At 63.6% G+C, this 23,188-nt stretch carries 17 protein-coding genes, 1 tRNA gene and 1 pseudogene; 9 read left to right on the top strand and 10 right to left on the bottom strand.

The features are described 5' to 3' along the window. Positions 1-373 precede the first annotated feature (373 nt). The 5 genes and pseudogenes from ASE95_RS18140 to ASE95_RS00990 form a co-directional block, all read left to right on the top strand. Positions 374-1,306 (top strand): annotated as a pseudogene (locus tag ASE95_RS18140) (S8 family serine peptidase); the annotation flags it as partial. Between the two features lie 31 nt (positions 1,307-1,337). Further along, positions 1,338-2,564: a hypothetical protein gene (locus ASE95_RS18135; protein ID WP_235528218.1), complete on the top strand. Its 1,227-nt coding sequence runs from the start codon at positions 1,338-1,340 to the stop codon at positions 2,562-2,564. 52 nt (positions 2,565-2,616) lie between these two features. After that, positions 2,617-3,318 (top strand): hypothetical protein, encoded by a 702-nt coding sequence (locus tag ASE95_RS01000; protein WP_156347834.1) that lies wholly within the window; start codon positions 2,617-2,619, stop codon positions 3,316-3,318. A gap of 12 nt (positions 3,319-3,330) precedes the next feature. Beyond that, on the top strand, positions 3,331-3,807 hold the full coding sequence (locus tag ASE95_RS00995) for a hypothetical protein (protein ID WP_056630236.1): 477 nt from the start codon (positions 3,331-3,333) through the stop codon (positions 3,805-3,807). Between the two features lie 43 nt (positions 3,808-3,850). After that, a complete protein-coding gene (locus ASE95_RS00990; RefSeq protein ID WP_056632850.1) occupies positions 3,851-4,246 on the top strand; it encodes a lysozyme inhibitor LprI family protein in 396 nt (131 codons plus the stop codon). A gap of 195 nt (positions 4,247-4,441) precedes the next feature. Here the strand turns inward: ASE95_RS00990 and ASE95_RS00985 are convergent, their stop codons facing one another. Genes ASE95_RS00985 through ASE95_RS00975 form a run of 3 tightly spaced genes read right to left on the bottom strand, consistent with a single transcriptional unit; the run spans position 4,442 to position 7,627 of the window. Further along, positions 4,442-4,900 carry a hypothetical protein gene (locus ASE95_RS00985; RefSeq protein WP_056630228.1) on the bottom strand — a complete coding sequence of 153 codons (459 nt, stop codon included), beginning with the start codon at positions 4,898-4,900 and terminating at the stop codon, positions 4,442-4,444. Beyond that, positions 4,897-6,030: a hypothetical protein gene (locus tag ASE95_RS00980; RefSeq protein WP_056630221.1), complete on the bottom strand. Its 1,134-nt coding sequence runs from the start codon at positions 6,028-6,030 to the stop codon at positions 4,897-4,899. Before ASE95_RS00980 ends, ASE95_RS00985 begins: the two co-directional genes overlap by 4 nt. A gap of 49 nt (positions 6,031-6,079) precedes the next feature. Continuing rightward, positions 6,080-7,627 (bottom strand): LA2681 family HEPN domain-containing protein, encoded by a 1,548-nt coding sequence (locus tag ASE95_RS00975; RefSeq protein WP_056630219.1) that lies wholly within the window; start codon positions 7,625-7,627, stop codon positions 6,080-6,082. Positions 7,628-7,902: 275 nt separating this feature from the next. On the opposite strand from ASE95_RS00975, the gene ASE95_RS00970 reads away from it, so the two are divergent. Beyond that, on the top strand, positions 7,903-11,079 hold the full coding sequence (locus ASE95_RS00970; RefSeq protein ID WP_056630215.1) for a hypothetical protein: 3,177 nt from the start codon (positions 7,903-7,905) through the stop codon (positions 11,077-11,079). A gap of 450 nt (positions 11,080-11,529) precedes the next feature. Here the strand turns inward: ASE95_RS00970 and ASE95_RS00965 are convergent, their stop codons facing one another. Then, entirely contained in the window at positions 11,530-12,384 is an 855-nt protein-coding gene (locus ASE95_RS00965; RefSeq protein WP_056630206.1) for a hypothetical protein, read from the bottom strand. A gap of 84 nt (positions 12,385-12,468) precedes the next feature. On the opposite strand from ASE95_RS00965, the gene ASE95_RS00960 reads away from it, so the two are divergent. Together ASE95_RS00960 and ASE95_RS18405 are read left to right on the top strand one after the other, a co-directional pair. Then, positions 12,469-13,215 carry a helix-turn-helix domain-containing protein gene (locus ASE95_RS00960; RefSeq protein ID WP_082449775.1) on the top strand — a complete coding sequence of 249 codons (747 nt, stop codon included), beginning with the start codon at positions 12,469-12,471 and terminating at the stop codon, positions 13,213-13,215. Beyond that, on the top strand, positions 13,215-13,346 hold the full coding sequence (locus ASE95_RS18405) for a hypothetical protein (RefSeq protein ID WP_268795783.1): 132 nt from the start codon (positions 13,215-13,217) through the stop codon (positions 13,344-13,346). Before ASE95_RS00960 ends, ASE95_RS18405 begins: the two co-directional genes overlap by 1 nt. Here ASE95_RS18405 and ASE95_RS00955 read toward each other — a convergent pair. Then, complete coding sequence (locus tag ASE95_RS00955) at positions 13,343-14,353, bottom strand: hypothetical protein (RefSeq protein WP_056630198.1); 1,011 nt, start codon at positions 14,351-14,353, stop codon at positions 13,343-13,345. The two genes, ASE95_RS18405 and ASE95_RS00955, sit on opposite strands and share 4 nt — an antisense overlap. 193 nt (positions 14,354-14,546) lie before the next feature. On the opposite strand from ASE95_RS00955, the gene ASE95_RS00950 reads away from it, so the two are divergent. Then, on the top strand, positions 14,547-18,320 hold the full coding sequence (locus ASE95_RS00950) for a hypothetical protein (protein ID WP_056630196.1): 3,774 nt from the start codon (positions 14,547-14,549) through the stop codon (positions 18,318-18,320). A 413-nt stretch (positions 18,321-18,733) separates the two neighbouring features. Here the strand turns inward: ASE95_RS00950 and ASE95_RS00940 are convergent, their stop codons facing one another. The 5 genes from ASE95_RS00940 to ASE95_RS00920 form a co-directional block, all read right to left on the bottom strand. After that, on the bottom strand, positions 18,734-20,761 hold the full coding sequence (locus ASE95_RS00940; RefSeq protein ID WP_156347832.1) for a hypothetical protein: 2,028 nt from the start codon (positions 20,759-20,761) through the stop codon (positions 18,734-18,736). A 98-nt stretch (positions 20,762-20,859) separates the two neighbouring features. Further along, positions 20,860-20,936 (bottom strand) — tRNA-Pro (locus ASE95_RS00935). Between the two features lie 117 nt (positions 20,937-21,053). Next, positions 21,054-21,314: a hypothetical protein gene (locus tag ASE95_RS00930; RefSeq protein WP_156347831.1), complete on the bottom strand. Its 261-nt coding sequence runs from the start codon at positions 21,312-21,314 to the stop codon at positions 21,054-21,056. Between the two features lie 24 nt (positions 21,315-21,338). Further along, positions 21,339-21,602 (bottom strand): hypothetical protein, encoded by a 264-nt coding sequence (locus tag ASE95_RS00925; RefSeq protein ID WP_056630175.1) that lies wholly within the window; start codon positions 21,600-21,602, stop codon positions 21,339-21,341. A gap of 162 nt (positions 21,603-21,764) precedes the next feature. Beyond that, positions 21,765-23,162: a M20/M25/M40 family metallo-hydrolase gene (locus tag ASE95_RS00920; protein ID WP_056630173.1), complete on the bottom strand. Its 1,398-nt coding sequence runs from the start codon at positions 23,160-23,162 to the stop codon at positions 21,765-21,767. Between the last annotated feature and the right edge of the window lie 26 nt (positions 23,163-23,188).

Below are 23,188 nucleotides of genomic sequence, written 5' to 3'. Positions count from 1 at the left end.
TTTTACCATGTCAAGAATGCTCGACTTCGTGTCGCGAAGATTTGCGTTGCCGACAGGCGTCCAGATCGCTTAACCTGCGCCCGCTCACCAGCAGGTGGGCCGAGGCGTGGAAACCTCGTCAACAAGTAGCCGTATGCCCGGTCGAACCAGTTTCGGCCGGGAGGCGGACGCGTATGTCCAAGGCCCTCGGGCCTAAAGGCGTTCGCGCCTGTCTTGTTGCAGGTTTCCAACTTCCGGCTTTCGGGCCGGCACCGCCTCGTGAACAGGGGCGGTGCCGCCGGCTGGAGAAGCCAATCGGCACCGACGCGAACGGGGGGTTCGAGCGTTGGGTGTTGAGCGACAGAAGCGCGGGGACCGCGCACGCATAGCGAACATGTCGGTGATCTCGGCGGGGCTGCTGCTGGCCGCTTGCGGCGGTGGCGGTGGCGGTGGCGGTGGCGGTGGCGGTGGCGTCAACTCGGGCGGATCGACCGCGCCGCCGACCGCCACACCGGCACCGACACCTGCGCCCAGCCCGGCACCGTCGCCGTCGGCGGATAGCGCCGAATACAAGGCATCGGGAGCCGTGGTCATCGCCAAGGCCGCCTATGCCTATGACCGCGGCATCACCGGCAAGGGCGTGACGATCGCGGTGCTCGACACCGGCATCAACCGCGCGACGCCCGAGTTCGCCGGGCGCATCTCGGCGGACAGCACTGGTTTCGAGCAGCGGATCGCCAGATGCGGCACCTGTCCGGCCGAAACGCTCGCGCCATTTCCGATCGACGACAGGGTCGGCCACGGCACTGAGGTCGCCTCGATCGCGCTCGCGGCCCGCAACAGTTCGGGGCCGCAGGGGCTGGCGCCAGAGGCGACGTTGCTGGCGCTCAAGATCGTCGGTGCCGACCTGTCGGGACAGACCGCTGGCAGCACCGGTCCGATCCCAGAGAGCAGCAGCGCGAACGCGATGCTGATCGCGCCCGCGATCCGCTACGCGGTCGAGAAAGGTGCGTTCGTCAGCGTGCTGTCACTGAACGGCTTCGGCACCGGCCAACTGGCGCAGGACCAGCGCGCCGCGATGGATCAGGTTCGCCTCGCCGACCGGCTGCTGGTCAATTCGATCGACAACGCGACCGGCAAGGACAGCTTCACCGGCGAGTTCGCCGAGAATTTCGTCGGCACCGACCGCGCCAACAAGGACTGGTTCCTCTTTGCGATCGGGGTCGACCAGAACGGCAATCCGCGCAGTGCGAACGGCAATGCCGGTCCGCTCGCCGACCGGATGCTCGCAGCCGGCGGCAACAACGTCCACGTCGTCGACAAGGACGGCAATGTCGTCAGTGTCACCGGCAACAGCTTTGCCGCCCCGGCGGTCGCGGGAGCGGCTGAAGGCGATCAGCCGCATCCTGCTCGACACCGCGACCGATGCCGGTGCGCCGGGCGTCGACGCGGTCTATGGTGCCGGCATCCTCAACGTCGAGAAGGCGATGCAGGCGCAGGCGCCCGCGTCGTCCTTCGTGGCGGCCGACGCCGTGCTGACCCGCTTCTCCTCGCTGACCACCTCGGCGCCGTTTGGCGGGTCGGCTGCGGCGGCGGCGCTGAGCGGTCAGGTCGGCGGCATGACGGTTTTCGACCGCTACGGCCGCGACTTCACCATGACCGCCTCGACTGGCGTGCGTGCCCGAAGCTCCGGCCTGCTCGCCGGGGCAATGCTAGCGCCGACCGATGCGCCGTGGCGCGCGGCGCAGGCCGAGGCCGCGCGCTTCGGGTTCGCGACGAACGTTGGCGCTCAGGCGATGCGGCGTCCGGACGTTCCCGCCGTCGTGTCCTTCTCGCCTGTCGCCGGGCAGCAGGTCACGCTCGGCACCAACGTTGCGGTCGGCGGCGGGAACGGGCTGGCGGGATCAGCGCTCCGCGGCATCGCCTCGCTGCCGGTCGGCGGCATGTCGGCGTGGTCGGCCGGGGGCTGGTCGGCGTCCTTGTCGAGCGGCACGTCTAGGGACGGGCGCCTGCGCCAGCAGGTGATCGGCTTCGCCACGCCGCTGGGGTTCGGCCTCGAATTGTCCGACCTTGCCGAACGCGGTCAGGTGCTCGGCATGCGCGGTGACGCAGCTCTGGGTTTGAGCGGTGGCCGAACCACGCTCGCCACCCTGACCTACCGCCGCACGCTGGTCGGCGTGGACCTGACCGCCCGCGCCACCGCGTCCTCGACGCGCGCGCACGGCGGCTCGAACCTGTTGCGCTTTGATGGCCCGCTGATCGGCAGCGCCTTCTCGCTGGAAGGCGCGCGCGAGCTGTTCGGCGGCCGCGCAACGCTCGGCCTGTCGTCGACGCTGCGGGTGGAGCGCGCGAGAGCGGTGCTGCTCGCGCCGGTGTCGTTCGATCTCGTCACCGGCGCGCTCTCGACGCGCGCCGTCGCCGTCGATCTCGCCCCGAACGATCGCGAGCTGGATCTGGAACTTGGCTGGTCGACCGCCCTGTCGCGCACCTCCTTGTTCCGCGTGGGCATAGCTCGCGCCTTCGACGCCGGTCACGTGGCCGGTGCGTCCGATACCGCCGCCTTCGTCACCATCGCCATCCGCTGAACCATCAGAAGGAACAGGACACATGAACAAGACGCTCCTGGCCGCGGCCATCGTGATCGCCGCCGCGCCCATGGCCGCAGCAGCCCAGGCGCTGCCCGACGCTTCGGCGCAACAGTCCGCCGGTGGTGCGGTGGCCACGACACCCGCGTTTCCGCTCGATGTCGCCGGGGTTCGCCTGGGCATGTCGGCGGGCGAGGCAAGAGCCGCGCTGGTGAAGGCCGGCTATGCGATGCCCGCGACGAACGGCGTGAGCTACGGCCCAAGCTTCGCGGCCCGTGTCCGGGCAGAAGCGGCGCGGCGGCGGACCGGCGCCGCCTCGTCTCGCGCGATGGCCGACCGGGTGATGACGCAGTTGCAGGGCGTCGGCCCCAATCGCGAGGCGATCACCGTCGGCCTGACCGCTGCGCCATCCGGTGGGTCGTCTGTCACCAGTGTCTACCTGCAGATGCCGCAGGATGTGATGAAGGGCGATGCCTTCCTTCGCCAGGTCACGGCGAAATACGGCCAGCCCGACGGCCGCCGGGATCAGGGGATGACGCTGAACTGGTGCAGCGCGCCGCTCAAGTCAGTGTGCGGCTCGATCACGCCCTTCCAACGTAGGCCGGAAGCGCTGCCGAACCTGAAGGCGTCGGTCATCTACAACGACAACACGATCAGGCTGGCCGACGGCACCGATCAGGATCGCGAACGCGAGCGGGTTTTTGCTGCGGCCGTGGAGCGCGCCGCGCCCGGGACCGAACGTGCGGCGTTCTGAGGAAGCTCGGCCATGATTGCCGTGATCGGAGCCATTGCAATCGTCGCGCTGCTGATGCTGGTGGGCGTGCTGAACGCGACCGGCTTCTTCCGGGCGCTGCCAATGATCCTGCTGCTGTGCGTGCTGTCGTTCGTCGCCGCCATGGCCGCAAAGGTGAACCTCGGTCCCGCCTGGACGCCGTGGGCCGGGCTCGGCATGCCTGCCACGCTGCTGCTGTGGGCGGCATGGCGGCCGGGCTCGTCGCGCGCGAAACTGTGGATCATGAGCGGAGCGTCGTTCGCCATGAACAGTTTGAAGTGGCTGGCATTGATCGCCTGCGGGCTGACGCTGCCGGCCAACGGCTTCCATCTGGATGTGTGGCTGACGCGCGGCTGGCCGTGGGCGGCGCTGGCTGTCGTTGCTTGGGGCACGCAGGTCGTGGTGGACTGGGTGACGATCCGGTCGATCGCGAAGGAGCCCGGTGCGGCCGGCCGGATCGAAACATTGTGAGTTGGACGCGCTTGGCGGGACCGGGACCGAGGAAGGGATGGATATGTCGATCATCATCGCGACGCTGCTCTTGGCGGCCGGCAACCCATGTGCGGGTTCGACCACGCCGGAGGTCGAACAATGCCTCGCTGAGGACCTTGCCCGCGCTGACACCGAGCTCAACCGATATTACGCCGCGGCGGTGACCCGCCTCACTAAGGAACAAGGCACGACCGCGCTGGCAAAGCTGCGCGCGTCCGAACGAGCGTGGATCGCCTATCGCGACGCCGAATGCGATGCCGTCTATGAATGGTGGGGCCAGGGCACGGTCCGGGGTGCCATGGCGCTCGGCTGTCGGACGAGAATCACCAAAGCGCGCACGATGGTCATCTGGCAGAATTTGCTTACCTACGCCGACAGCACACCACCGCTGCTGCCGAAGCCTAGAAGTGAGGACTGATTTGGGATATGGCAAGACGCGGACGTGGGTTCATTGGTGGGAAGCGGACTGGCCGCTTTTAAGCGACCATCGTTGTAACCGGCCTTTCGTTCATCCACTGGAGCAAGGATCTGAAGGCCGATTATCGGAGGAAACCGGCAGAGCCGCTTTCGCGCCGCGCTCGTGGCCGCGATCGCGAAAGAATGAGCGCGCTCGCTACCGCACTGCCGTCTCCGCCAAATAGCTTTGGGCGGCGTGCCAGATAGCTCCGCACTGCCGGCCCCACCAATCCGGGTCGAGCGCCCAGCGGTGGCGCGTGTTGAGGCGGCTACCAGTGTAATCGGGTCCCGGCGTGCGAGTCACGATTACCGGCGCCCAGCCGAACTGGTCACCCGAAATATCGATCAGCAGGCCGTTCCATTCGAGCCACGTGTGGCCGCACTCGAACCGGCCGTCCTCGCCCTCAAGATTACAGCTGACATAGTCCGGCGTGATGCCGAAGCGCTTGTGCAAATGGCGCGCGAGCAGCTCGGCGCAATGGCCGCACGCGCCGCGCGGGAAGTTACAGATATGGATATGCCGCCAATGCGTCCGGTCGATCGCGTCCAACGCTGCGCGGAATTCCGTGGCTGCAGCGAGGATCGCCGTGTCGTCCGGCCGCGGGTCTTGGCTCATACCTGCGCGGCCCGGTCGGTGCCGATCACTAGGTCGCCCAGCACCGCGATCGCTTCGGCGGGCGTCGCGACGACGGTGCAATCGTACAGCCGGTCAAGTTTCATATGGCCGCTGGTGATCAGCTTCGCGAGTGGCCCGTCGGTGAAGAAGGCGCGGCAATGCGGGAGCGCTGCGGCCGCGTGCCGGAAATCGTACACGTCGTTCGGCTTGATCTTGCGCTTGGTCTCCGAGCGGATCGCGGCGTGGAGCATGGCGCCGATATAGAGACTGCCGAACGCGCGCTGATTGACCTCCTGTTCGAGCGCAATCGCCACCATGTTCGCGATGCGCTTGCCTACCGCCCGGCTCTTCGGGATATCCCGGGCTTCGGCCAGATGGCCCGCGGCTTCGGCCATGCGCCGATATTCGCGCGCCGCGATGCCTTCGATCATGCTCGCCGCGCCGGCGACCTCGTGGCGCACCGCGCTCGCTCGCCCGTCGAGTTCATGGGCATGAAGCGCGGCCTGTTCGTTCAGAAAATTGGCGAGGCGCTGACTTCGCGCACGCGCGTCGAACATCGCCGCGTCGAGATTGCGCGCCAGCCGCGAGGGTGGCGTCATCCATGCCGTCTCAGCCATCAGCACCAACAACGCATCATCGACCGCGATGCCGGGCGGCCGCAAATCCTCATATCCCAGCGCGAAGGCGTAGCTCGTCCATAGCGTCCGGGGTTTCGGCGGATGCTCGGGATGAGCGCGCGCGGTGAACCGTTCTATCTCGATCGCCACGCGCTCGTGATGCGGCACCATCGCAACGCCGAGGCTGAGCAAATCGACAAGGATCATCGTGCACTCGAGACGATCAGGTGGCTGCTTGCTGAATTCCTCGATCAAATCGTGGGTAATTGGGAAGAACACTTTGCCTGACTGAACCGCCATCCTAAGCGCGCCAAGCAGCGAAATTAGTTCCGCTTCGTCGGTCTCGCCGAACGCGGCCTGTCGCGCCCAGACCCAGAAATTAGTGTCCAGGAACACCGGCACGCGCGTTGCGAGCAGACCGGCAAGCTCGACTTGCTTAGCGAAGACATGCTCGGCACCGGGCCCTTCGGGCCAGGGCCATTCGAAAACCTCGTCGTCAGGATCGGCGATCATAACGTTGCTCCTTCGCCGCCAACGAGCCCGCGCGTCGCGCTGCACTGGATCACAGCCGTCGCCGCTCTTTCCATTTCCACAGCGGCGTCGAGACGACGAGGCCTTCGGGACGGGCAGCGCGGCGGATCGCTTCCTCACGATGCACCGCCAGGGACAGATAAATAAGCGCGGCCCGCGCGAGCTTGAGGATGTGGAGCGTCTTGGCTTCGAGCAAATCGCGTCCGAGGCGAAAGCCTAGATCGTTGCCGTTGGGTGGAGCAAACCGGCTATAGCCGAGGCCGAGGTCCTCATGGATCTGGCAATATTTGTGTTCGAGATAATTCCTGAGGTCGGCCAGTCCTTCGGCATCAGGCTCGGAAACCTGCTGAAAGGCCGGCTCATAGATGTCCTTGGACAGCCAGTAGAGGCCGCGCAGCGGCCAGTTCTCGCGATCCTTAAAGACGGTGCTGATCGGCTTGGGGTCGCCCTTGCGCTCGTACCAGATGCCGCGAAAGCTGACCGCGCGCTCGGGCAAGCCGACCCGGAAATAATCATTGATGAAAAAGGCGATCTTGTCGAACAGCGAATAGCCCAGCCGGAACGCGATCTTGGTCTTTTCCACGGCCAGCGAATAGGCGGGAATGCTGAGCGTGTCGAAAAGATGGGTCTCGCGGTCGCTGAAATGCGCCCGATGCTCGCTCAGACCCTCGTAACAGAGCCAGCGTGCCGAGACATATTCCTGCTTGAGCTGGTTGTAGAAACCGAACGCGACCGGCGGGCCCGGCCCGGCGTCGGCGAGCTCGAGCGTCATCGACGGCAGATGCAGGACATCGTGCGCGGCGATGCTGTACGGCCCAAGGTCGTTGAGCGGACTTAGGAAAAGGCGGTTGTCGAGCGCCCAATGGCGATAGCTTCGCTCGGCGCGCGAGCGGCCGAGACTATATTGGCGGTTCAGATCCTGCGCGATGGCGTCGAGCGGCAGCGTGCTGGCGAGCTGCGCGGCCATCGCTTCGAACCGTTTGGCCAGCGCCAGGCTCTCGTGTGAATCGAAGATCGCATCGGCGTCGCTCGCGGCGGTCAGCGCCGCATACGCGCTGCCCATAAGCACTCCGGCATGGCCGCCATCGTAGAGCGAGCGAGCATAGGCGATCAGGCCGTGGCCGCGATTGCCGAGCGCCATCGCGAAACGGGCATTGAGCGCGATCGCCCGGTCCCAATGCGCGAGCGCTTCACAAGGCCGGCCAATCGCACTTAGCTTGTTGCCGAGGTTCGTCAGGATCTGGCACTGCCGAAACCGGTCGAAGTCCGAAAAACCCTCTTCGCGCACCGCACTGCGCAATTCGAGCAGCACTTGGTCGTAATGCGACAGCTCCCAAGACCAGCTCTGCGCGTCGCTCGCGTGATGCATTTCGTTGTCGAAGGCATTGGCGCGAAAATAGTGGAGCAAAATGCGGACTTCGGGGGTCAATCCCGGCCGCGATGCGAGGCGTTCGCTCAACGCCAAGGCATGCGCTGTTAGGCCGGCATCATTGCGGTCGCCGGCGAGATCGACCATCGCGCCGACCCTGTCGAGCGCCTCGGCCGCGGTCAGCCCGTCAAATTCATGGTCGGCGATCATCGGGTTAGGATAAGGCCCTTCGCCCGCGATAGAAACGCGTCTCTTGCAGCGGTTGCGGCTGGCGACGCCCAGTTCCAGCCGCTCACTGTGAAGGCGTCGCGAGGACCGCTAATGGGCCGTTAGCGACCTGTGTGCTCTCGGCGTTGCTGGGGCGAATGCGGACACATCACGTCGAGCCTCGCAGAGCCTGTCCGAACGCGAGGCTTTCGGATACGGTAAGGCCTAATAGATGACATCAACGTTGTTGACGTGATCGTCAGGGAAGCGGAGGCGACGTGGCAGGTGTAGATTTTAGTGATTGGAGCGACCTGTCACTCACCGATCTGTTCTTCGCGTATCGCAAGGCCAAAGTCGACTGCTTCTATGAGTCCTCCATCAGAGTAGCGGAGCCGTTCATCGCTTACGAACAGTCGCTGCCTGATAAGCTCGCGGCATTGCTGGTGCGACTACAAGCAGGCGAAGCCGCCGCCATACTGACCGAAGGCATCAAGCAGCCAATCATCTTCCCCAAGCGGCTAAATTTCGAACAGCAGGCGCCCGAGAAGCAAGACGGCGACGCGTCGATGGCGCACGCCTTTTTCTCGGACGCGGAACGGGCCTTTCGGCGGTCTACCGACCAGCGAACACCGATCCCTGAATTCCGGCTAATCGGCGACTTCAGCGTAGAGGCCCATGTTTTATCGGCGCTGTGGGTCAACTTGGTCGGCCATAAGTTCGACGCGTGCCTGTCATCTCGCGCGCTCGCTTCGCGTGTCCGGCGCTATCGAGCGGACAAGGACCGCAAGTGGGTCGGCGACTATCACCTAGAGTCTTTAGGTTCATTCGAGCCCTATTTCGAACCTTACCGCAAATGGCGCGACGACGGCCTCGATGCCATGCGCGACGCTATCAAGCGGGAGCAGCCGATTATCGCGATGACCCTCGATGTCGGCAATTTTTATCACAGCATCGACCCCAGCTTTCTCGTCGATGCGCGATTTCTAGAGTATTTGGGTGTTGAGCTAACCCCGTTTGAATTGGCGTTCAGCCAGCTCATTAGCGCGGCGCTGAGCGAATGGTCGGCGCGCTGCCGCGAGAGGCTGTCCGCACTTGGATGCCCCATCGATGCCAGGCAACACGGCGGCATTCCTATCGGCCTGTCGGTCGTCCGGGTGATTTCGAATGTGCTGCTCGCGTTTTTGGATCGGCAGGTAGAGCGACAGTTAAGCCCGATCTACTATGCTCGCTACGTCGATGACTTGTTTCTAGTCCTCCATGATAGTGATGACATCAACTCGCCAAGCGACCTCTGGACCTTTATTACGCAGCGGGTCCCCGCGTTTCGCCGCGACTCTTCCGGAAACGTCGGCCTGACGCTGCCGGAATGGGGCGGCAGAACCCAGCTGACATTACAGGCCGCAAAACAAAAGACTTTCTTCCTAAGCGGTCGGTCGGGTGCCGATTTGCTCGATCATATCGCCTCGCAAATCCGAGAGGTGTCGAGCGAGCGGAGGACGATGCCGCAGCCTGAGCATATCGAGAAATCGCATGCTGCGCGGGCGCTGGCCGCAACCGACTCGGCTGATGACGCCGACAGTCTGCGGCGGGCGGACGGGTTAACGCTGCGCCGACTCGGATGGTCGGTGTTGTTACGCGCAGTAAACACGCTGGCGCGAGACCTTCGACCGCAGGACTGGAGACCGCAACGCGACGATTTCTACGAGTTCGCCCACGAACACGTCATCCGCGCTGACAAGGTGTTGGAACAGATCGACCACTTGCCACGCTTGTTGTCGTTTGCGGTGTCGCTTGGCGACTGGATACCTGCAAGACGGGTGTATCGGGAAACTATTTCCGCCATCTTCAAGCTGGAGGAGTCGACTCGGACAACACGGATGCAGATCAACGGGATCCATGCCGGCTCCGTCCCACCGGAAGTCTGGAACGACACTCGCGAGCAGGTCAGGCGTTTCTTCCGGGAAGCGTTGATCCGCGCGTATCCAATCTCCTCCACGCCGTCACGAGCGCGAGCATTCGCAGGTCTGATCAAAGACTTAGGACTTACCGTGGTCGAGCTGACGACATTGGCGCGACAGGCGCGCGAGGCGGACTGGGCTAGGACACCCTATCGCGAGCACCTGCGCACCGACGCGGTGGCGCAGCCGGCAGAGCAACCTAACGAGGCGCTGTTGGCGGGTCGCTACCAGCACGTCGATTGCCTTCGCCAGTTCCTGGAACGCACTGAGCTGAACGCCAGCGGACCACCGCCGCGTCGTGTGGCGCTGCTCGCCATCCCGGCGGCGGGCGATCTCGTGCCGCGGTCGATCTTGCCATTCCTATTCCCAACACGGCCATACACGCCGGAGGAGATTGCGCTCTACTTGCCCGATGAGTGCGTATTCGACGAGCCTGTCGCTGCCGCCCATACATGGGCTGATTACACGCGCGCGGTTCGTGGAATTTGGGTGCGCGGCGATCTAGCGGAAGAGCTGGAACCCGAGACGCCTGACGTGGGAGACAAGAATGACGACGAGAGGACGCGCCCGTCCGCAGTTGTACCTAACAGCAACGATCGTCCCCCGCCGATCGTTGTGAGGCGCTCAGGACTGGGCCGAGCCGTAAGGCTAGGGCTGACCAGCTTCGAAGTGAGAGACAAAAGCTGGGAAGAAGGAGCGGCGGGAGACCCCGACTTGTCGCCGCGTCGATATTGGCAGCTAGCGGATATCGTGAACGATGCGATCCACGCTAAACCGAAACCAGATTATCTGCTCCTCCCAGAACTGTCGGTGCCCGAGCGCTGGATTAACACCATTGCTGGACGATTGCGTGCTAGTGGAATCAGCCTGATCGCTGGGGTCGATTACACGCGTCACCCCGACAGAAAACAGATCTACAGCTCAGCTGTGCTTGTGCTGACCGACGATCGCTTAGGCTACGCGTCGTCGATCCAAGTTCGACAACGCAAGTGTAAGCCGGCACCGGGAGAGGACGAGTTGCTGCATACCAGCTACGGGCTGAGCTGGGCCGATGAAAATGATCTAAAGCGGGTGTACCAGCACAACGGTCTTTTTTTCGGCGTACTTGTGTGTAGTGAGCTTCAGAACATAAAGCATCGGAAGGAATTCCAAGGCCAGGTTGACTGTCTGATAACGCTCTCGTGGAACAAAGACCTGGAAAGCTTCTCCGCGTTGATCGATGCAGCTGCGCTCGATGTTCATGCCTATATGGCGTTGGTTAACAACCGGCGCTACGGCGATAGCCGGCTGCGCCGGCCGGCCAAGGAATCGTTCCATCGTGACGTGTGCCGCGTCCGCGGAGGGGAAAATGACCAATTGGTCGTAGTTGAGATTGAGCCGACCCGGTTACGCCGGCAACAGAGCCGCGAAAAGAACTGGTCGCGCGCTACGGACGCATACAAACCGACACCCGAAGGCTTCAACATATCCCCGGCCCGTAAGTGCATCCCCGATTGATTGCTCCGAGGTTTGGGCAAGTGGCAGCTTTCCGGTCGCCGACAAGGCTAGCGTGAACGACCGAGATTGGGGCGCTTAGCGGTCGCGTTTGGCCGGGGTGAACGAGTGTCCGCTTTCGATGAACGTCGATGCTCGATTGAATTTCCACAACTGGGTCTGCCGTCGGCAGTTCGGCCGCAGCAGATCACGACCAGAATATGTCGTTTGGCGATCGGGCTTCGAACGGCAGCTTCCGCCAGAACCAGCCGTGGCCCAACACGAAGCCGTTTGGCAGCAGTGCGCCCTAAAGGCGGTCATACCCGCCCCTTCGAGCCATTCCCGAAATCTGCCAGTCAGCTTCTACGTCGATCCATCACCACAGCAGCGACCGCTACGGCTATCGTTTGAACATTGTAGGCGTGGTCGCACTCGCATCAGACTCGCTTTGGCGAGCCGCCAGATACGCCCTGGCTATCGAGGCAGGCCCTTTCCGCAGTTCACATAGGCTCCGATTGCACCCAGGACGTGCTTCGCTTCGAGATGCACGTCCCGCGGCATTCCGTCTTCCGTCTTGAGGCCGTCGAAGAATGTGGCGACAGCTGCGGTCTTGAGATCCATCACGTGATTGATGAGGCGCTCCTGCTTGATCTCCTTGCTCTCTCCTTGACGAATCCATCTTGTCAGGAAGAGAACCACGCAAAGCGCGTAGCGGAAAACGAATGTGTTCAGGGCTCGCTGCATGTCCTTCGGATGATGTTGAGCCTCGATGCTCAGTGAGCGCAGGAGCATCTTGTGCATATCCATAGCCAGTTGGATGAGCTTCCGCTGCAGCGGCTCATTGTATGGAATGTGCTTACGGAGACGGTCGAGCTCGCCCTTTTCGAATATCGTCACAAAGCGCTCGAACAGGACGAGAATGTTGCTGACATTGGCGCGCAGATCGTCGATCTGACCTCTCGATTGCTCCTCCATGAGGGCGAAGTGCTCGTCGACGAGACCATCGTTAGGCGCATCGATGACGGTCCGGCAATACTCTCCGAACTGGGCCGTCTGCGTCGCCTCGGTTAGGCGGTCGGCTAAACCCTTGCTCGCGCCGCCATCCCGATACAGTTCTCGCGTGCTCCGAAGGACGATCACCTGCCTAGGATATTGGCAAAGCGTCTTCATGAGACGACGCGCGTTGACCGCTGCGGCTTTTTTATGGACCTCGACCAGGGTCATTTCCGCGAGCACGGCGTGATTCTTGGATGACTTTGCGAGATACTCCTCGAGCGCCGCATTGCTCAGCCAGTTGGTGTCGATGACGCATCGCTTTGGCGTCAGCACGAAGGCCTCCCCGGTCGTCGCTGATCCGAACTGACGTGCATATTCCCCTCAATTTTGCAGCGGCGGTGCATCATAGTCATGGACATGGACACGATCGACACTCCAGAGACATTCTTTCTCGATCCCGCCGGGATCGCCAACTTCGTCAAGCTTCAGCGCCGGATCTTCGGCTGGAAGCAGGATACGTTGGCGAGTGAAGCCGGCGTCTCGCTTGCTACGATAGGCCGCGTCGAGCGGGGCCTACGCGTTCATCCGTCCCAGCTGCGCAAACTTGCCGTCGCGCTGCGTCGGCCTGAAGATGAGTTTTTGCGTGAGCGCGTGAGGCCTACCCCGGACGAGCTCGAAGCCAACCTCATGGATATGTTCGCATGGACCAAGGGAAGCGTCGCCGTCGACGTGGTCCCCTTCCGGACCGAGATTCAGCTTCGCGCGATGCTTGAAGCGACCAGCCTCCTAACCGATTCCGATTTGGATGAAAGCGCCGCTGCCGATGTCGCTGAATTGCGTGAATGGTTCGATCTTGCCGGCTTCGTTCAGGCCGAGCGCCTGGGCATTATCGGCCCAAAGCCCGGTCGCGATCTGAAAGTGCGCGAACTTTGGCGGGACGTCTTCAATTGTGCCGAACGGATCGAGCGTGTCCATTGTGCCGTGTGCCTGACGGGCACGTATATGGCGCGGCCCAATGACGGGACCGAACCGATCCAGATTGCCCTCCTTGCGATCCGCTCTCGCAGACGCGATCCGGCCGCCGCGAACCTGTCGACCCTCTGGGCCGAGGAAGTGGTCGATGTCCGTCAGATGCTCGCAGACTATTTCCAACGAGGTTTGTGATGGCCGCCGACCCGAAAACGAGCGTCCGTTTCGCAGGTGCGTTCGCCGAGGAGCTTGGAAAGTGGCTGGCCTGGTTGGTAATCGCGGCGATCGCTGCCGCTATGAGCGGCTATCTGGCGCTGCCCCATTAGCTAGCCGCGGCCGCCTTCGGCTGTGGCTCCATAGGTTGGAAGTCCGCTCGCCGTGCGCCAGATACCAGAGCATCGGCGATCCGGCTGGTAAAATAGCCGCGGGCGAAGAATGCCATGCCGGGCGCGACTGGCGGCGGAAATTGAATCACCCGCTGATAGCCCGCGGACAGTTCGTCACAGATCAGAAAGGTCCGGAAAATCAGGATCTCAAGGACGGGCAACAGCGGGAACAGGTCATTTGGTTGACGCTCCGTCTCTTCCCAGATGCCGAGGTCCGGAAACGGGTTGTCCCTAAGCGCGATCACGAAAGGGCCTTCACCGCCGAAGATGTGCGGCAGCTGCGAGCCCTTGTGGACGAGATTATCACGCAATCGCTTCAGACCGTTGAAGATCGCGCGGCCGCGGTCATAACAGGTGGCAATTTCCATCGGCAGGCCGAAACGCTGAGCAATCTCGTCGGCTGGGCTCGGCGCGCCCTTGAACGTCAGCATATCGGCAAAGGACGGCTTGAGCTTGCGCTTTGCGGCGTCCCCGTCGATCAGCTCGATGCTGTCCCAGAGCTTCATCATCACTTCCTGGAACAGGTCCAGCAGGCTCCGCAGCATCATGATGATATACTCGACCTCGCTGGTCGCCATGCGCGAAATACCGTGCGGCACCCGATCCCGAGATTGCTCTACGAGGGCGAGCTTGGCGAGGGATCCCGATAGGTTGAAAATGTCGTCCTGAATGCCGGCAAATGCGCGCTGCAACGCCATGAAGTTGGCGCGCTGCGCCAGAAAATCAAAGAATGGCAGGTTCAGGTCGCCAGCGGCCTCCGCCTGTCGTGCGAAATAGCACGCCTCGGCCGGCACACCCTTTATCTCGATGAGCATCTCGCCCCGCTCGCCGGCAGCGGTCCACAGACGCCAACCATCATCATGAAACGCCAGCGACGGCAGAAAGCGTCCAGCGAGCGCGGACGTGTCGAGAAAGGGGATGGCAGCAAGCTGCGCGATCGTGACCATGACGCACGCTATACGGCATCTCGTCCATCACCGTGACACGATCTTCGTCCCGCACGCCGGGGCCACCGTGGACGCGAAGCGCAAAAAGTGACGATCCGTCGATGAGACCGGAGACTGGTCTATCCTGATGCGACAAGCCTTTGTCGCGGGATGGCCATCAGGCTATTCTAGGCCTCCCTTATCGCGTGAGATCATGTTCGAAGTCACCGGCACCGATATCGTCAATCTCAACGATAGCGATCTTCGGACGCTCGTCGCGCGACTGGCATTGGCCGAACTGCGCAAACAGGGCGCACCGCTCTCCGCGGTCACCGCCGGCGGAAACCAGGATGCGGCGGATGGTGGACTCGATGTTCGCGTCGACTGTCCGGTTCCGCTCGCAGACTCCGATTTCGTGCCGCGCGCGCAAACCGGCTTCCAGGTCAAGAAGCCGGACATGCCCGCCGCCGCGATCAAGGATGAGATGCGGCCCGACGACATATTGCGGCCGGTCATCACCGATCTCGCGAATGCATCCGGCGCCTATGTCATCGTCAGCGCTCAGGGTTCGGTCGCGGACAAGCCCCTGGCCGATCGCAAAGCCACTATCCGGAGCGCCCTGCACGACTGCCCGACCGCAAGCCAGCTCAAGACCGATTTTTACGATCGCGAGCGGCTGGCGACCTGGGCAAACGAATATCCCGGCATCGCAGCTTGGGTCCGCTCACGCGTGGGTCTTGGGCTTTCCGGCTGGGGAAGCGTAGGCAATTGGACCGGCACGCAGGTCGGGGAAGCGACGCCCTATCTGCTCAACGACAAGGCCTGCCTCGTCGACGAGCGTTCGCGCGAGCGCGAACCGCTCACCATTGCCGAGGGCATAGCGCGCCTTCGCGCCGCGCTCCGGACACCGAAACAGTGCATCAGGTTGATCGGTCTGTCCGGCCTCGGCAAGACCCGTTTCGTTCAGGCTCTCTTCGAGAACGGGGTCGGCGACGACCCGCTCGACCCTGGCCTCGCTATCTACACGGACTACTCGACCGAGACCGAACCCAGCGCGCGGGACATGGCGCGCCAGCTGATCCTTCGCGGCCAGCGCGCCATCCTGATCGTCGATAATTGCAATCCCACGACGCACGGCGAGCTTGCTCGGATCTGCTCCGATGGCTCCAGCGCCATCAGTCTGATCACCGTCGAATATGACGTTCGCGATGATGAACCGGAGCGCACCGAGGTGTTCCGACTCCAGTCCGCTGCGCCGGCGCTGGTCGCGGAATGGCTGGAGGCGCTGTTTCCGCACGTCTCGAAGGTCGATCGCGAACGAATTGCGGAATTCAGCGATGGCAATTTCCGTGTCGCCCGTGCGGTCGCCGAGACGCTCGAACGCGGTGAGACTCTTGGCAAGCTCAAGAGCCGGGAGCTCTTCGAGCGCATCTTCCATCAGCGCAACGAGAAAGATCAGAGCCTGCTCGCCGCGGCCGAGGATCTGGCGCTTCTCTACTCGATCGATGGCGAGGACGCATCAGCCGGTGGCGAACTCGCCGCCGTTGCATCGGTCCGTCAGGTCGCGCCCCATACGCTGTTCGCGGCGCTGGTTGAGCTAGGTCGGCGTGGCGTCGCGCAGACCCGCGGTCGATGGCGCGCCATCTTGCCGCATGCGATTGCGAACCCGCTCGCGACCTTTGCCCTAGAGCGGATTCCCGCTGCAGACTTCGATCGCTTCGCGGCTGGATTGCCGGACCGCATGCGCAAATCGTTGTCGCGTCGAATCGGCTATCTCCACGACGTGAAGGCTGCGCAGTCGGCCGTCACACGCTGGCTTCGCGCCGATGGACCGCTCGGCGACCTCATCGCGCTGGGCGATACCGGCATCCAGATCGTCACCAACCTCGCGCCCGTCGCTCCCGATGCGGTGCTGTCGAGACTCGAGCTGACACTCGATGGCGACGGCGGATTGGATATCGTCGCAACGACGGCCACCAATCGCCCCGCCTGGATTCGGCTCCTCAAGGCGCTGGCCTATGATCCAGCCCTGTTCGAACGGTCGGCGATGCTGTTGGCACGCTTCATCGCCGCCGAGCCTGCCGACTTCAATAACAGCTCAGCCCGTGCGCCGTTCGGCGAACTCTTTCAGCTTTACCTCTCGGGCACCCGAGCCGAGCCGGAGCAGCGCCGCGCCGTCGTCCGCCGATTGGCAACCTCGAAGGATGAGGGGCTACGGCGTGCCGGTACGATCGCTTTCGACTCACTGCTGACCGCACGGCAGTTCAATGCGACGAGCGACTTCGATTTCGGTGCGCGGTCACGCGACTGGGGCTGGCAACCGAAAATCAACCGCGACACCTGGGATTGGTACGAAAAGGCCATAGAGCTCGCCGTAAGCCTCGCGCCGCAACTCGATGAAGCGCGCCAGGTGCTCGCCAACAGCGTTCAGGATCTCTGGCATTATGGCGCCTGTCACGACGCGCTTGACCGCGCCGCGACCACGCTCGTCAAGGAGAAGCCTTGGATCGCAGGGTGGATCGCGTTCCGCGTGGCATTCCGCTTCAGCAATCCGGAGATGCCGGCGGACATCAAAACCAAACTCGAATCCATCATCCAGCGGCTCAAGCCATCCGACCTGCTTCACCAGGCCCGCGCGGTGGTGCTGTCAAGCACCAGCAGCGGATGGGACGTGGCTGACTGCGAGACCGACGACGAGGATGGCATCAAATCCTGGACCAGGGCAGCGCAGTTGGCCGTGGATATCGGCCGGTCACTTGCCCAGGATGCCGAAACTCGGTCCGAGTTCCTGGGTGAGTTGCTTAACGAGAAGTCGCCACATCGCGCCTATGAATGCGGACGCGGGCTTGCTGCGGGCGCGGACGATCTGTCATCGATTTGGCAGGAGCTGACTGACCGGTTCCGCGAAATCGATCCCAAGCAGCGTAACGCGACCACGCTCGGCGGCTTCATTTACGAAGCGAACCAGCGCAACGCCAGTTTCACCGCCGATGCGCTTGAGCGCACGATCGACGATCCCGATCTGGCGCAGGACGTACCCTATCTCCAAGCAAGGGTTGCGATCGATCATGACGGCATCGCGCGGCTGCGCCGCGCCATCGGTCGCGGGAAACTCGTAGCCTGGTCCTTCATGCATATCGCGAGCGGTGTCGTCGGCGAGGCTCCGCCCGAGGATCTCGGCCTGCTCCTCGTCGATATCGCGGCCCTCACCGATGGCGTCGAGATCGCCCTCGATATTCTGCACATGTATTTCTACCGTGATCGCGAGGAGGGCCGTGTTCGCCACCCGTTGTTGATCGATGTTGGCAGGGATCTGCTCGTTCGCGCCGATTTCAGCAAGAAGGGCATGCTCCGCGATTTTGGCCTTCGGACCTGCATCCGAGTCTGCTGTGCCGGGACGGACGGCGGGAGCACCGCCCGTACCGTATGCGAGCACATCCGGTCCGCGATGGAGACCGTCTATCTCTCGATCCAGGATCTGAGCTACGTTCTGAAGGGGTTGTTCGAGACCCAGCCTCTCGTTGCGCTCGACGTGTTCCTGCTCCCCGGCACTGCAAAGAAAATGCGGGTCTTCGAGATGGGATATGGGATGGGAAGCCCAATCGAGGACATGGATCCCACCATCCTCCGACAATGGGCGGATCGCAACGGGGTGCGGCGCTACCCGCTGCTCGGACGGTCGCTGCCGATGTTCAACCGCACGCGTGACGACGAGGACAACGAGTTTTCGCCGCTCTTCCTTGAGGTATTGAGCCATGCGCCGAGCAAGAAAGAATTCCTCGGCGACTTCTGGATGCGCCTCCATCCCCACAGCTGGAGTGGTTCGCTGGCCGACATCCTTTACAAGCGGAAGCGGCAACTGCTGACGCTGCATGAATTGGCGGACGCGGACGTGCGCGCCTGGGTCGAGGAAATGCTGCCCGAGATCGACCGCTGGATCGAAAGCGAGCGCAACCGCGAACGCGGCGGCGAAGAGAGCTTCGAATGATCGTCTGGAGTGCTACCGGCGTATAGATTGACAGGTCAAAATACGAATGTCCCGAAATCTGTATCAGGCATCCACTGATTGCACCGCGCTTTGCGCTAGCGAATGACTGCTAGTCTTGATCGATTTCCCGGAAGCGGTCAGTCTTCAATCGGACAGCTCGCGTCGTTCTGCGATCCCGGTCAAATAAATGCCGGATGTCCGTTCCCGGCAGGAGCTGCCGTCCGACGTGTCGCCTACGAACGGCAGCAAAGTCCCACCTTCGCCGTTCCGCTTCCTCGACACGTCGCTTACGGCGAGCGGATCAGTCTACATGAATGAACGACCGAAGCTGGGAAGCGAGCTGGGCGGCTTGAACGTCCACTTGTGGGTCTTTTTCACGCTGACCGGACAAACACCGGGAGAGACCGCGTAATCTACGTCCTACCTGTCGCCGTCACACCTGCCGTGCTTCCAAAACGTGCCTTCTTCAGACGAGATTGCCGCCACGACGCACCGTGACGAAGACGATCCAGCGGCCTGATCCTGACCGGCAGATGCGGCTCAATATGCGCGGTGAAGGGCGTCAGCAGCGCCAGCGCATCAAACTTCAACTGCAGGTCTGCCTCGTCGTCGTAGGTGCTGGCGGTTTCGGTTTCACCCTCGTGCCCGAAGATGTCGCAGCGTACGCTGTCGCTCACCCGGCCCTTCAACGCGGTGGTAGCGAGGCCGCGATAGCTGTGGACGTCCTTGTCCTTCCACGCCCCGCCGATCCGCCGACGCCATTCGGTGCCTTCTGGAAACGCCCAACGCCGCAGCTTGCTGAAGATCGTCTTGTAAAAGGTGCTCGCGAAGCTGGACGAGTCGGCCGACACCATTTCGGGGAAGAGCATCGTGCAGCCAGCGCGTCGCAATTCACCGATATATTCGATGAAGCCGAGCCGGATCAGTTCGGGATGAATCGGCAGCTTGCGGATCGACTGGACGTTCTTGAGCGGGCGATCCTCGGTATAGTCGATGACGAAATAGGGGATCGGCTCCTGCTCGTGAACCTCGGCCAGCCCCAGGCCAGCGAGTTCGGAACTGCGGCCGCCATACAGGGGCAGCATGAGCGGCAACCAGTACCAGGCGTCATGGATGATCTCGGTTCCAGGCGTCAGGCGATGATCGATACCCTTCGTGCCCGCCCAGATCGGCGCGGACAGTAGACGCGCGACCTCGGCCTTCGTCCAGTTGGCACGCTTGTCACGCTTGCGCTTGCGGTCCTTGCGCGGACCCTTGCCCTTACCCTTCCGTGCCGTCTTGAACAGAAGCGGGATCGCAGGGCGATGCCCCGTTTCATCGCCATCGTCGCCCGCGGCATGGTCGAGGACCGACGTCACCCACGTCAGATGCTTGTTGATCGTCACCTGGCCGAGGCCGACTTCGGACGCAGGCAGCGTCGCGGCACGGGCAAGGCTGGCCTCGAGGCCACCGGCGCGCTCCTCGCGGGTTCGGCCCCAGCGGTTCGGCAGGGCGGCACACAGCTTGGTGAAGGCCCGGACGTGGGATTGCTCGAGGTCTTCGATCATGATGCCGGTGCCGCAGGCGTAATCGAACAGACGGATTGCGGTTCGCACCTGCTTGACCGTGTCGGTGTCCCAGTCGCCGGCCTTCTGGTGCTCGGCGATCGCGTCCTCGCTGGCTTCGACCAGATCCTTCTTCGGACGGATCGGCAGCGGGGGCGTCGGTTCGTCATCCACGGCCGTGGCAGGCGGGACAGGCATAATGACCTCTGGCACGGCGGTGGGCCTGGATCGTTCGAAAGCGAAGGGGGTGTCGTCGCCGAGTGCCTCGTCGATCCATGCCTCGCTTTCGTCCTCGGGCCAGGAAAGCCGCGCCGTCGCCTCGCGGCACGCCGCTGCCTTCGCCTTGCAGATCAGGCGTTGAACGCGCCCGACGTTGTCCGCCGTGACGGGGAAGCCGAAGGCCGCGCTATAGGTCGCCACCTGCGCCCCGGAAATGGTGCCGCCGTTCTGAAGGTCGAAGACGATGTTCGCGACGATCTTGGCCTGCGCGGGGCTCCAGCCGTTCGCAACGAGGCGCTGATGTTCGTCGAGCGTCCAGTGTGCCGCGACACCGCCGCGGGCGAGGAACTCCCATGCCTCGGCATGAAGCGAGTTGGCGGTGGCGTGATCGCCCGCGTCCGCCAGGCTGCCAGTCTGATCCTGTTCGATCCGCTGCAACTGCCAGCGCAGGGCATCGCTGAACACCTGCTTCATCTGCTCGCGGCTCATGCCGCTGAACTGACCATAGCCCATGCGCAAACCCTCAACTGCGACGCTCAGTCGGGCAGATATAAGGCGGGCACGGTAAAAATTCCCGGTGCGTAACGAAATCGAGAGTGGCAGCGGCTGGCCGGCCACCATGATTTTCCGCCGCCAATGATAGCTGCCGCCGCGCAGTTTCAGGTTCGGCAATCCCACGTCATCGCCCCCAATGGGTACAGCGAGGGGTACAACCGTGGGTACAACGGTTCCCGATCGCCGGGTTGGCGACGTGAAATCAATGACTTAGTGTGAGATGGTCGGGGAGACAGGATTCGAACCTGCGACATCCTGCTCCCAAAGCAGGCGCGCTACCAGACTGCGCCACTCCCCGACGCGTGGGGCTTTGCCTAGGCTGCGCGGTGTTCGCGCGCAAGGGCGATGCTCCCGAAAAAGAAGAGGCGCCCTGAGGCGCCTCGCAACGTCGATACCTCCGCCCGTTTCGGTCCGCTCAGCGCGGATCGTTACGCTCGTCGACCAGTTCGCGGATGTTATCCACCTGATCGTCAAGATTGTCGGCAGCACCATCCAGCATCGCGGCGGCACTGTCGTTGGCGGCGGCATCGGCCATCGCATCGAGGTTGTCGGCCTTGCGCTCGAGCGCATCGGCCATCGCCTCGGTATTGTTCTCGATCGAGGCCGTGCCGGAACGGTCGCTGCAAGCCGATGCGCCACTAAGCGCGATTGCGAGCAGAAAAGGATATTTCCTCATGACCATCGGCACGGCCCCATTCGATTACATGTTCTTCGCAGCGTCCTCGCCCGCGTCGCGGACGTTGTCGGCGGCGGTCGTGATGTTCTCGGCGGCCGCTTCGGCATTGTCCTCTGCGAACGGGTTCGCAGTGGTGTTCGACATGTCGGCGACGTTGGCAGCCATGGCGTCCATGTTGTCAGCCATCATTTCGGAGTTGTTCTCGACCGCCGAAGCCTCGGGCGACTTCGAGCAGGCGGCGACCGACATCAGGCCGGCGGCGGCGGCAACGAGCAGGATCTTCTTCATCGGAATGCTCCCAAGCATTTCATAAAAACACTCGCGCCCGACCCCAGCGCCGTCGCGAACCTCCGCAATACCCTACCAATCGGGGGGGTCAATAAGCAAAATTCATCGGATGGTAAGCTTGCGACGAACGGTGACCCGACGTGGCGGTGCGGCGAACGACCGTCACGGTCGCGGCACCGCGCCGATATCTTCCGGCGCGTCGGCCACGATCGCGAGCATCGTCGTCCATGCCGCGACGTTCTGGCGCAACTGTTCGGGATCGACGCGTTCCAGCACGTCGTCGGGGGTGTGGTGGGTGTCGAAATAGCGCAGACCCGACTGGTTCAGGTCGATCCCCGCCACCCCGGTCGCGATCGTCGGCGCGATGTCGGTGCCATCACCCGCACCACCTGATCCCGGGACAATCCCCAATGGGGCCAACGCGCTGGCCAGCCGTGCGGTCACCGCCTTCGCGCTGTCGGGAAGCTGCGTCTCGAACCGCCAGACGCGGTCGGCGCCGAAATCGCTTTCGGATGCGGTGGCGTGGCGTTCCGTCCCGTGGCGCTTCGCATATTCCTTGCCGCCGAAGCCGCCGACTTCCTCCGCGCCGAACCACACGACGCGGATCGTGCGGCGCGGGCGGCGTCCGCTGTCCATGATCCGCTTGGCCGCGGCCGCGGTGATCGCCACGCCGCTGGCGTCGTCGATCGCGCCGGTGCCGAGATCCCAGCTATCGAGGTGCCCGCCGATCAGCACGATGCCGGCGGCGGGGTCGGTGCCCGGCACCTCCGCGATGACGTTGCCCGATTCGCGTTCGCCGATCATGCGCGGGGTCAGCAGAAGGCGGAGCCGGATCGGCTGGCCGCGCTTCGCCAGCCGCTCGATCAGCGCACCGTCGGGCGTGGATAGCGCCGCGGCCGGGATCGGCTTCACGCCGGCCGGAAAATCGGTCACGCCGGTGTGCGGCAGGCGGTGGGCATCGGTGCCGATCGAGCGGATCACGATCGCCGCCGCGCCCTTCTGCGCCGCCATCGCCGGGCCGGTGAAGCGGGCAGGGCCACTCGCGCCATAGCTCGACCCGTCCTGCGTCGGCTGCATCGCGTTGCCGATATAGACGATCTTGCCGCGGATCGCCGCCGCCGGGGCGTTGGCGAAATCGCCATAGGTCGCGAACACCGCCAGCTCGCCGGTCAGCCCGCGCGGGCCGGTGCTCCCCGAATTGCCCAGCGCGGCCAGCGCCAGCCTGTGCGCCACCGGCGCGACGATCTCGGCTTCCTCCGCGCCGCGCACCCACACCGGCATCCGGTACGGTTCGTTGCGCACATTGCTGAACCCCAGCGCCTTCAGCCTGGCCACCGACCAGTCGCGCGCCCGCGCCTCGGCCTCGGTCCCGGCCAGCCGCGCGCCGACCTCCGTGGTCAGCCCCTCGACGATGTCATAGGCGACGTCGTCCTTCAGTGCGGCGTCGCGCAGGCCGGCGACATGCGGGTCGACCGTCGCGGGGGTGGGCGGGGCGGTGCGCTGCGCCGAGGCGGGTACGGCGAGCAGCAGGGCGATCGTCAACGGATACAGGTGCTTCATGGACCGTGGCGTAACCGCCGCCGGGT

Origin of the sequence: Sphingomonas sp. Leaf231, assembly GCF_001421995.1 — a bacterium.
In the GTDB taxonomy this organism is placed as follows: Bacteria; Pseudomonadota; Alphaproteobacteria; order Sphingomonadales; family Sphingomonadaceae; genus Sphingomonas.
The sequence above is the reverse complement of the archived record's forward strand: the minus strand, read 5'-3'. Positions and strand labels throughout refer to the sequence as shown.

Coding starts and splice junctions, on each gene's coding strand:
- ASE95_RS00995 (WP_056630236.1), top strand. CDS start 3,331: ATGATTGCCGTGATCGGAGCCATTGCAATCGTCGCGCTGCTGATGCTG.
- ASE95_RS00990 (WP_056632850.1), top strand. CDS start 3,851: ATGTCGATCATCATCGCGACGCTGCTCTTGGCGGCCGGCAACCCATGT.
- ASE95_RS00985 (WP_056630228.1), bottom strand. CDS start 4,900: ATGAGCCAAGACCCGCGGCCGGACGACACGGCGATCCTCGCTGCAGCC.
- ASE95_RS00980 (WP_056630221.1), bottom strand. CDS start 6,030: ATGATCGCCGATCCTGACGACGAGGTTTTCGAATGGCCCTGGCCCGAA.
- ASE95_RS00975 (WP_056630219.1), bottom strand. CDS start 7,627: ATGATCGCCGACCATGAATTTGACGGGCTGACCGCGGCCGAGGCGCTC.
- ASE95_RS00960 (WP_082449775.1), top strand. CDS start 12,469: ATGGACACGATCGACACTCCAGAGACATTCTTTCTCGATCCCGCCGGG.
- ASE95_RS18405 (WP_268795783.1), top strand. CDS start 13,215: ATGGCCGCCGACCCGAAAACGAGCGTCCGTTTCGCAGGTGCGTTCGCC.
- ASE95_RS00955 (WP_056630198.1), bottom strand. CDS start 14,353: ATGGTCACGATCGCGCAGCTTGCTGCCATCCCCTTTCTCGACACGTCC.
- ASE95_RS00950 (WP_056630196.1), top strand. CDS start 14,547: ATGTTCGAAGTCACCGGCACCGATATCGTCAATCTCAACGATAGCGAT.
- ASE95_RS00930 (WP_156347831.1), bottom strand. CDS start 21,314: ATGAGGAAATATCCTTTTCTGCTCGCAATCGCGCTTAGTGGCGCATCG.
- ASE95_RS00925 (WP_056630175.1), bottom strand. CDS start 21,602: ATGAAGAAGATCCTGCTCGTTGCCGCCGCCGCCGGCCTGATGTCGGTC.
- ASE95_RS00920 (WP_056630173.1), bottom strand. CDS start 23,162: ATGAAGCACCTGTATCCGTTGACGATCGCCCTGCTGCTCGCCGTACCC.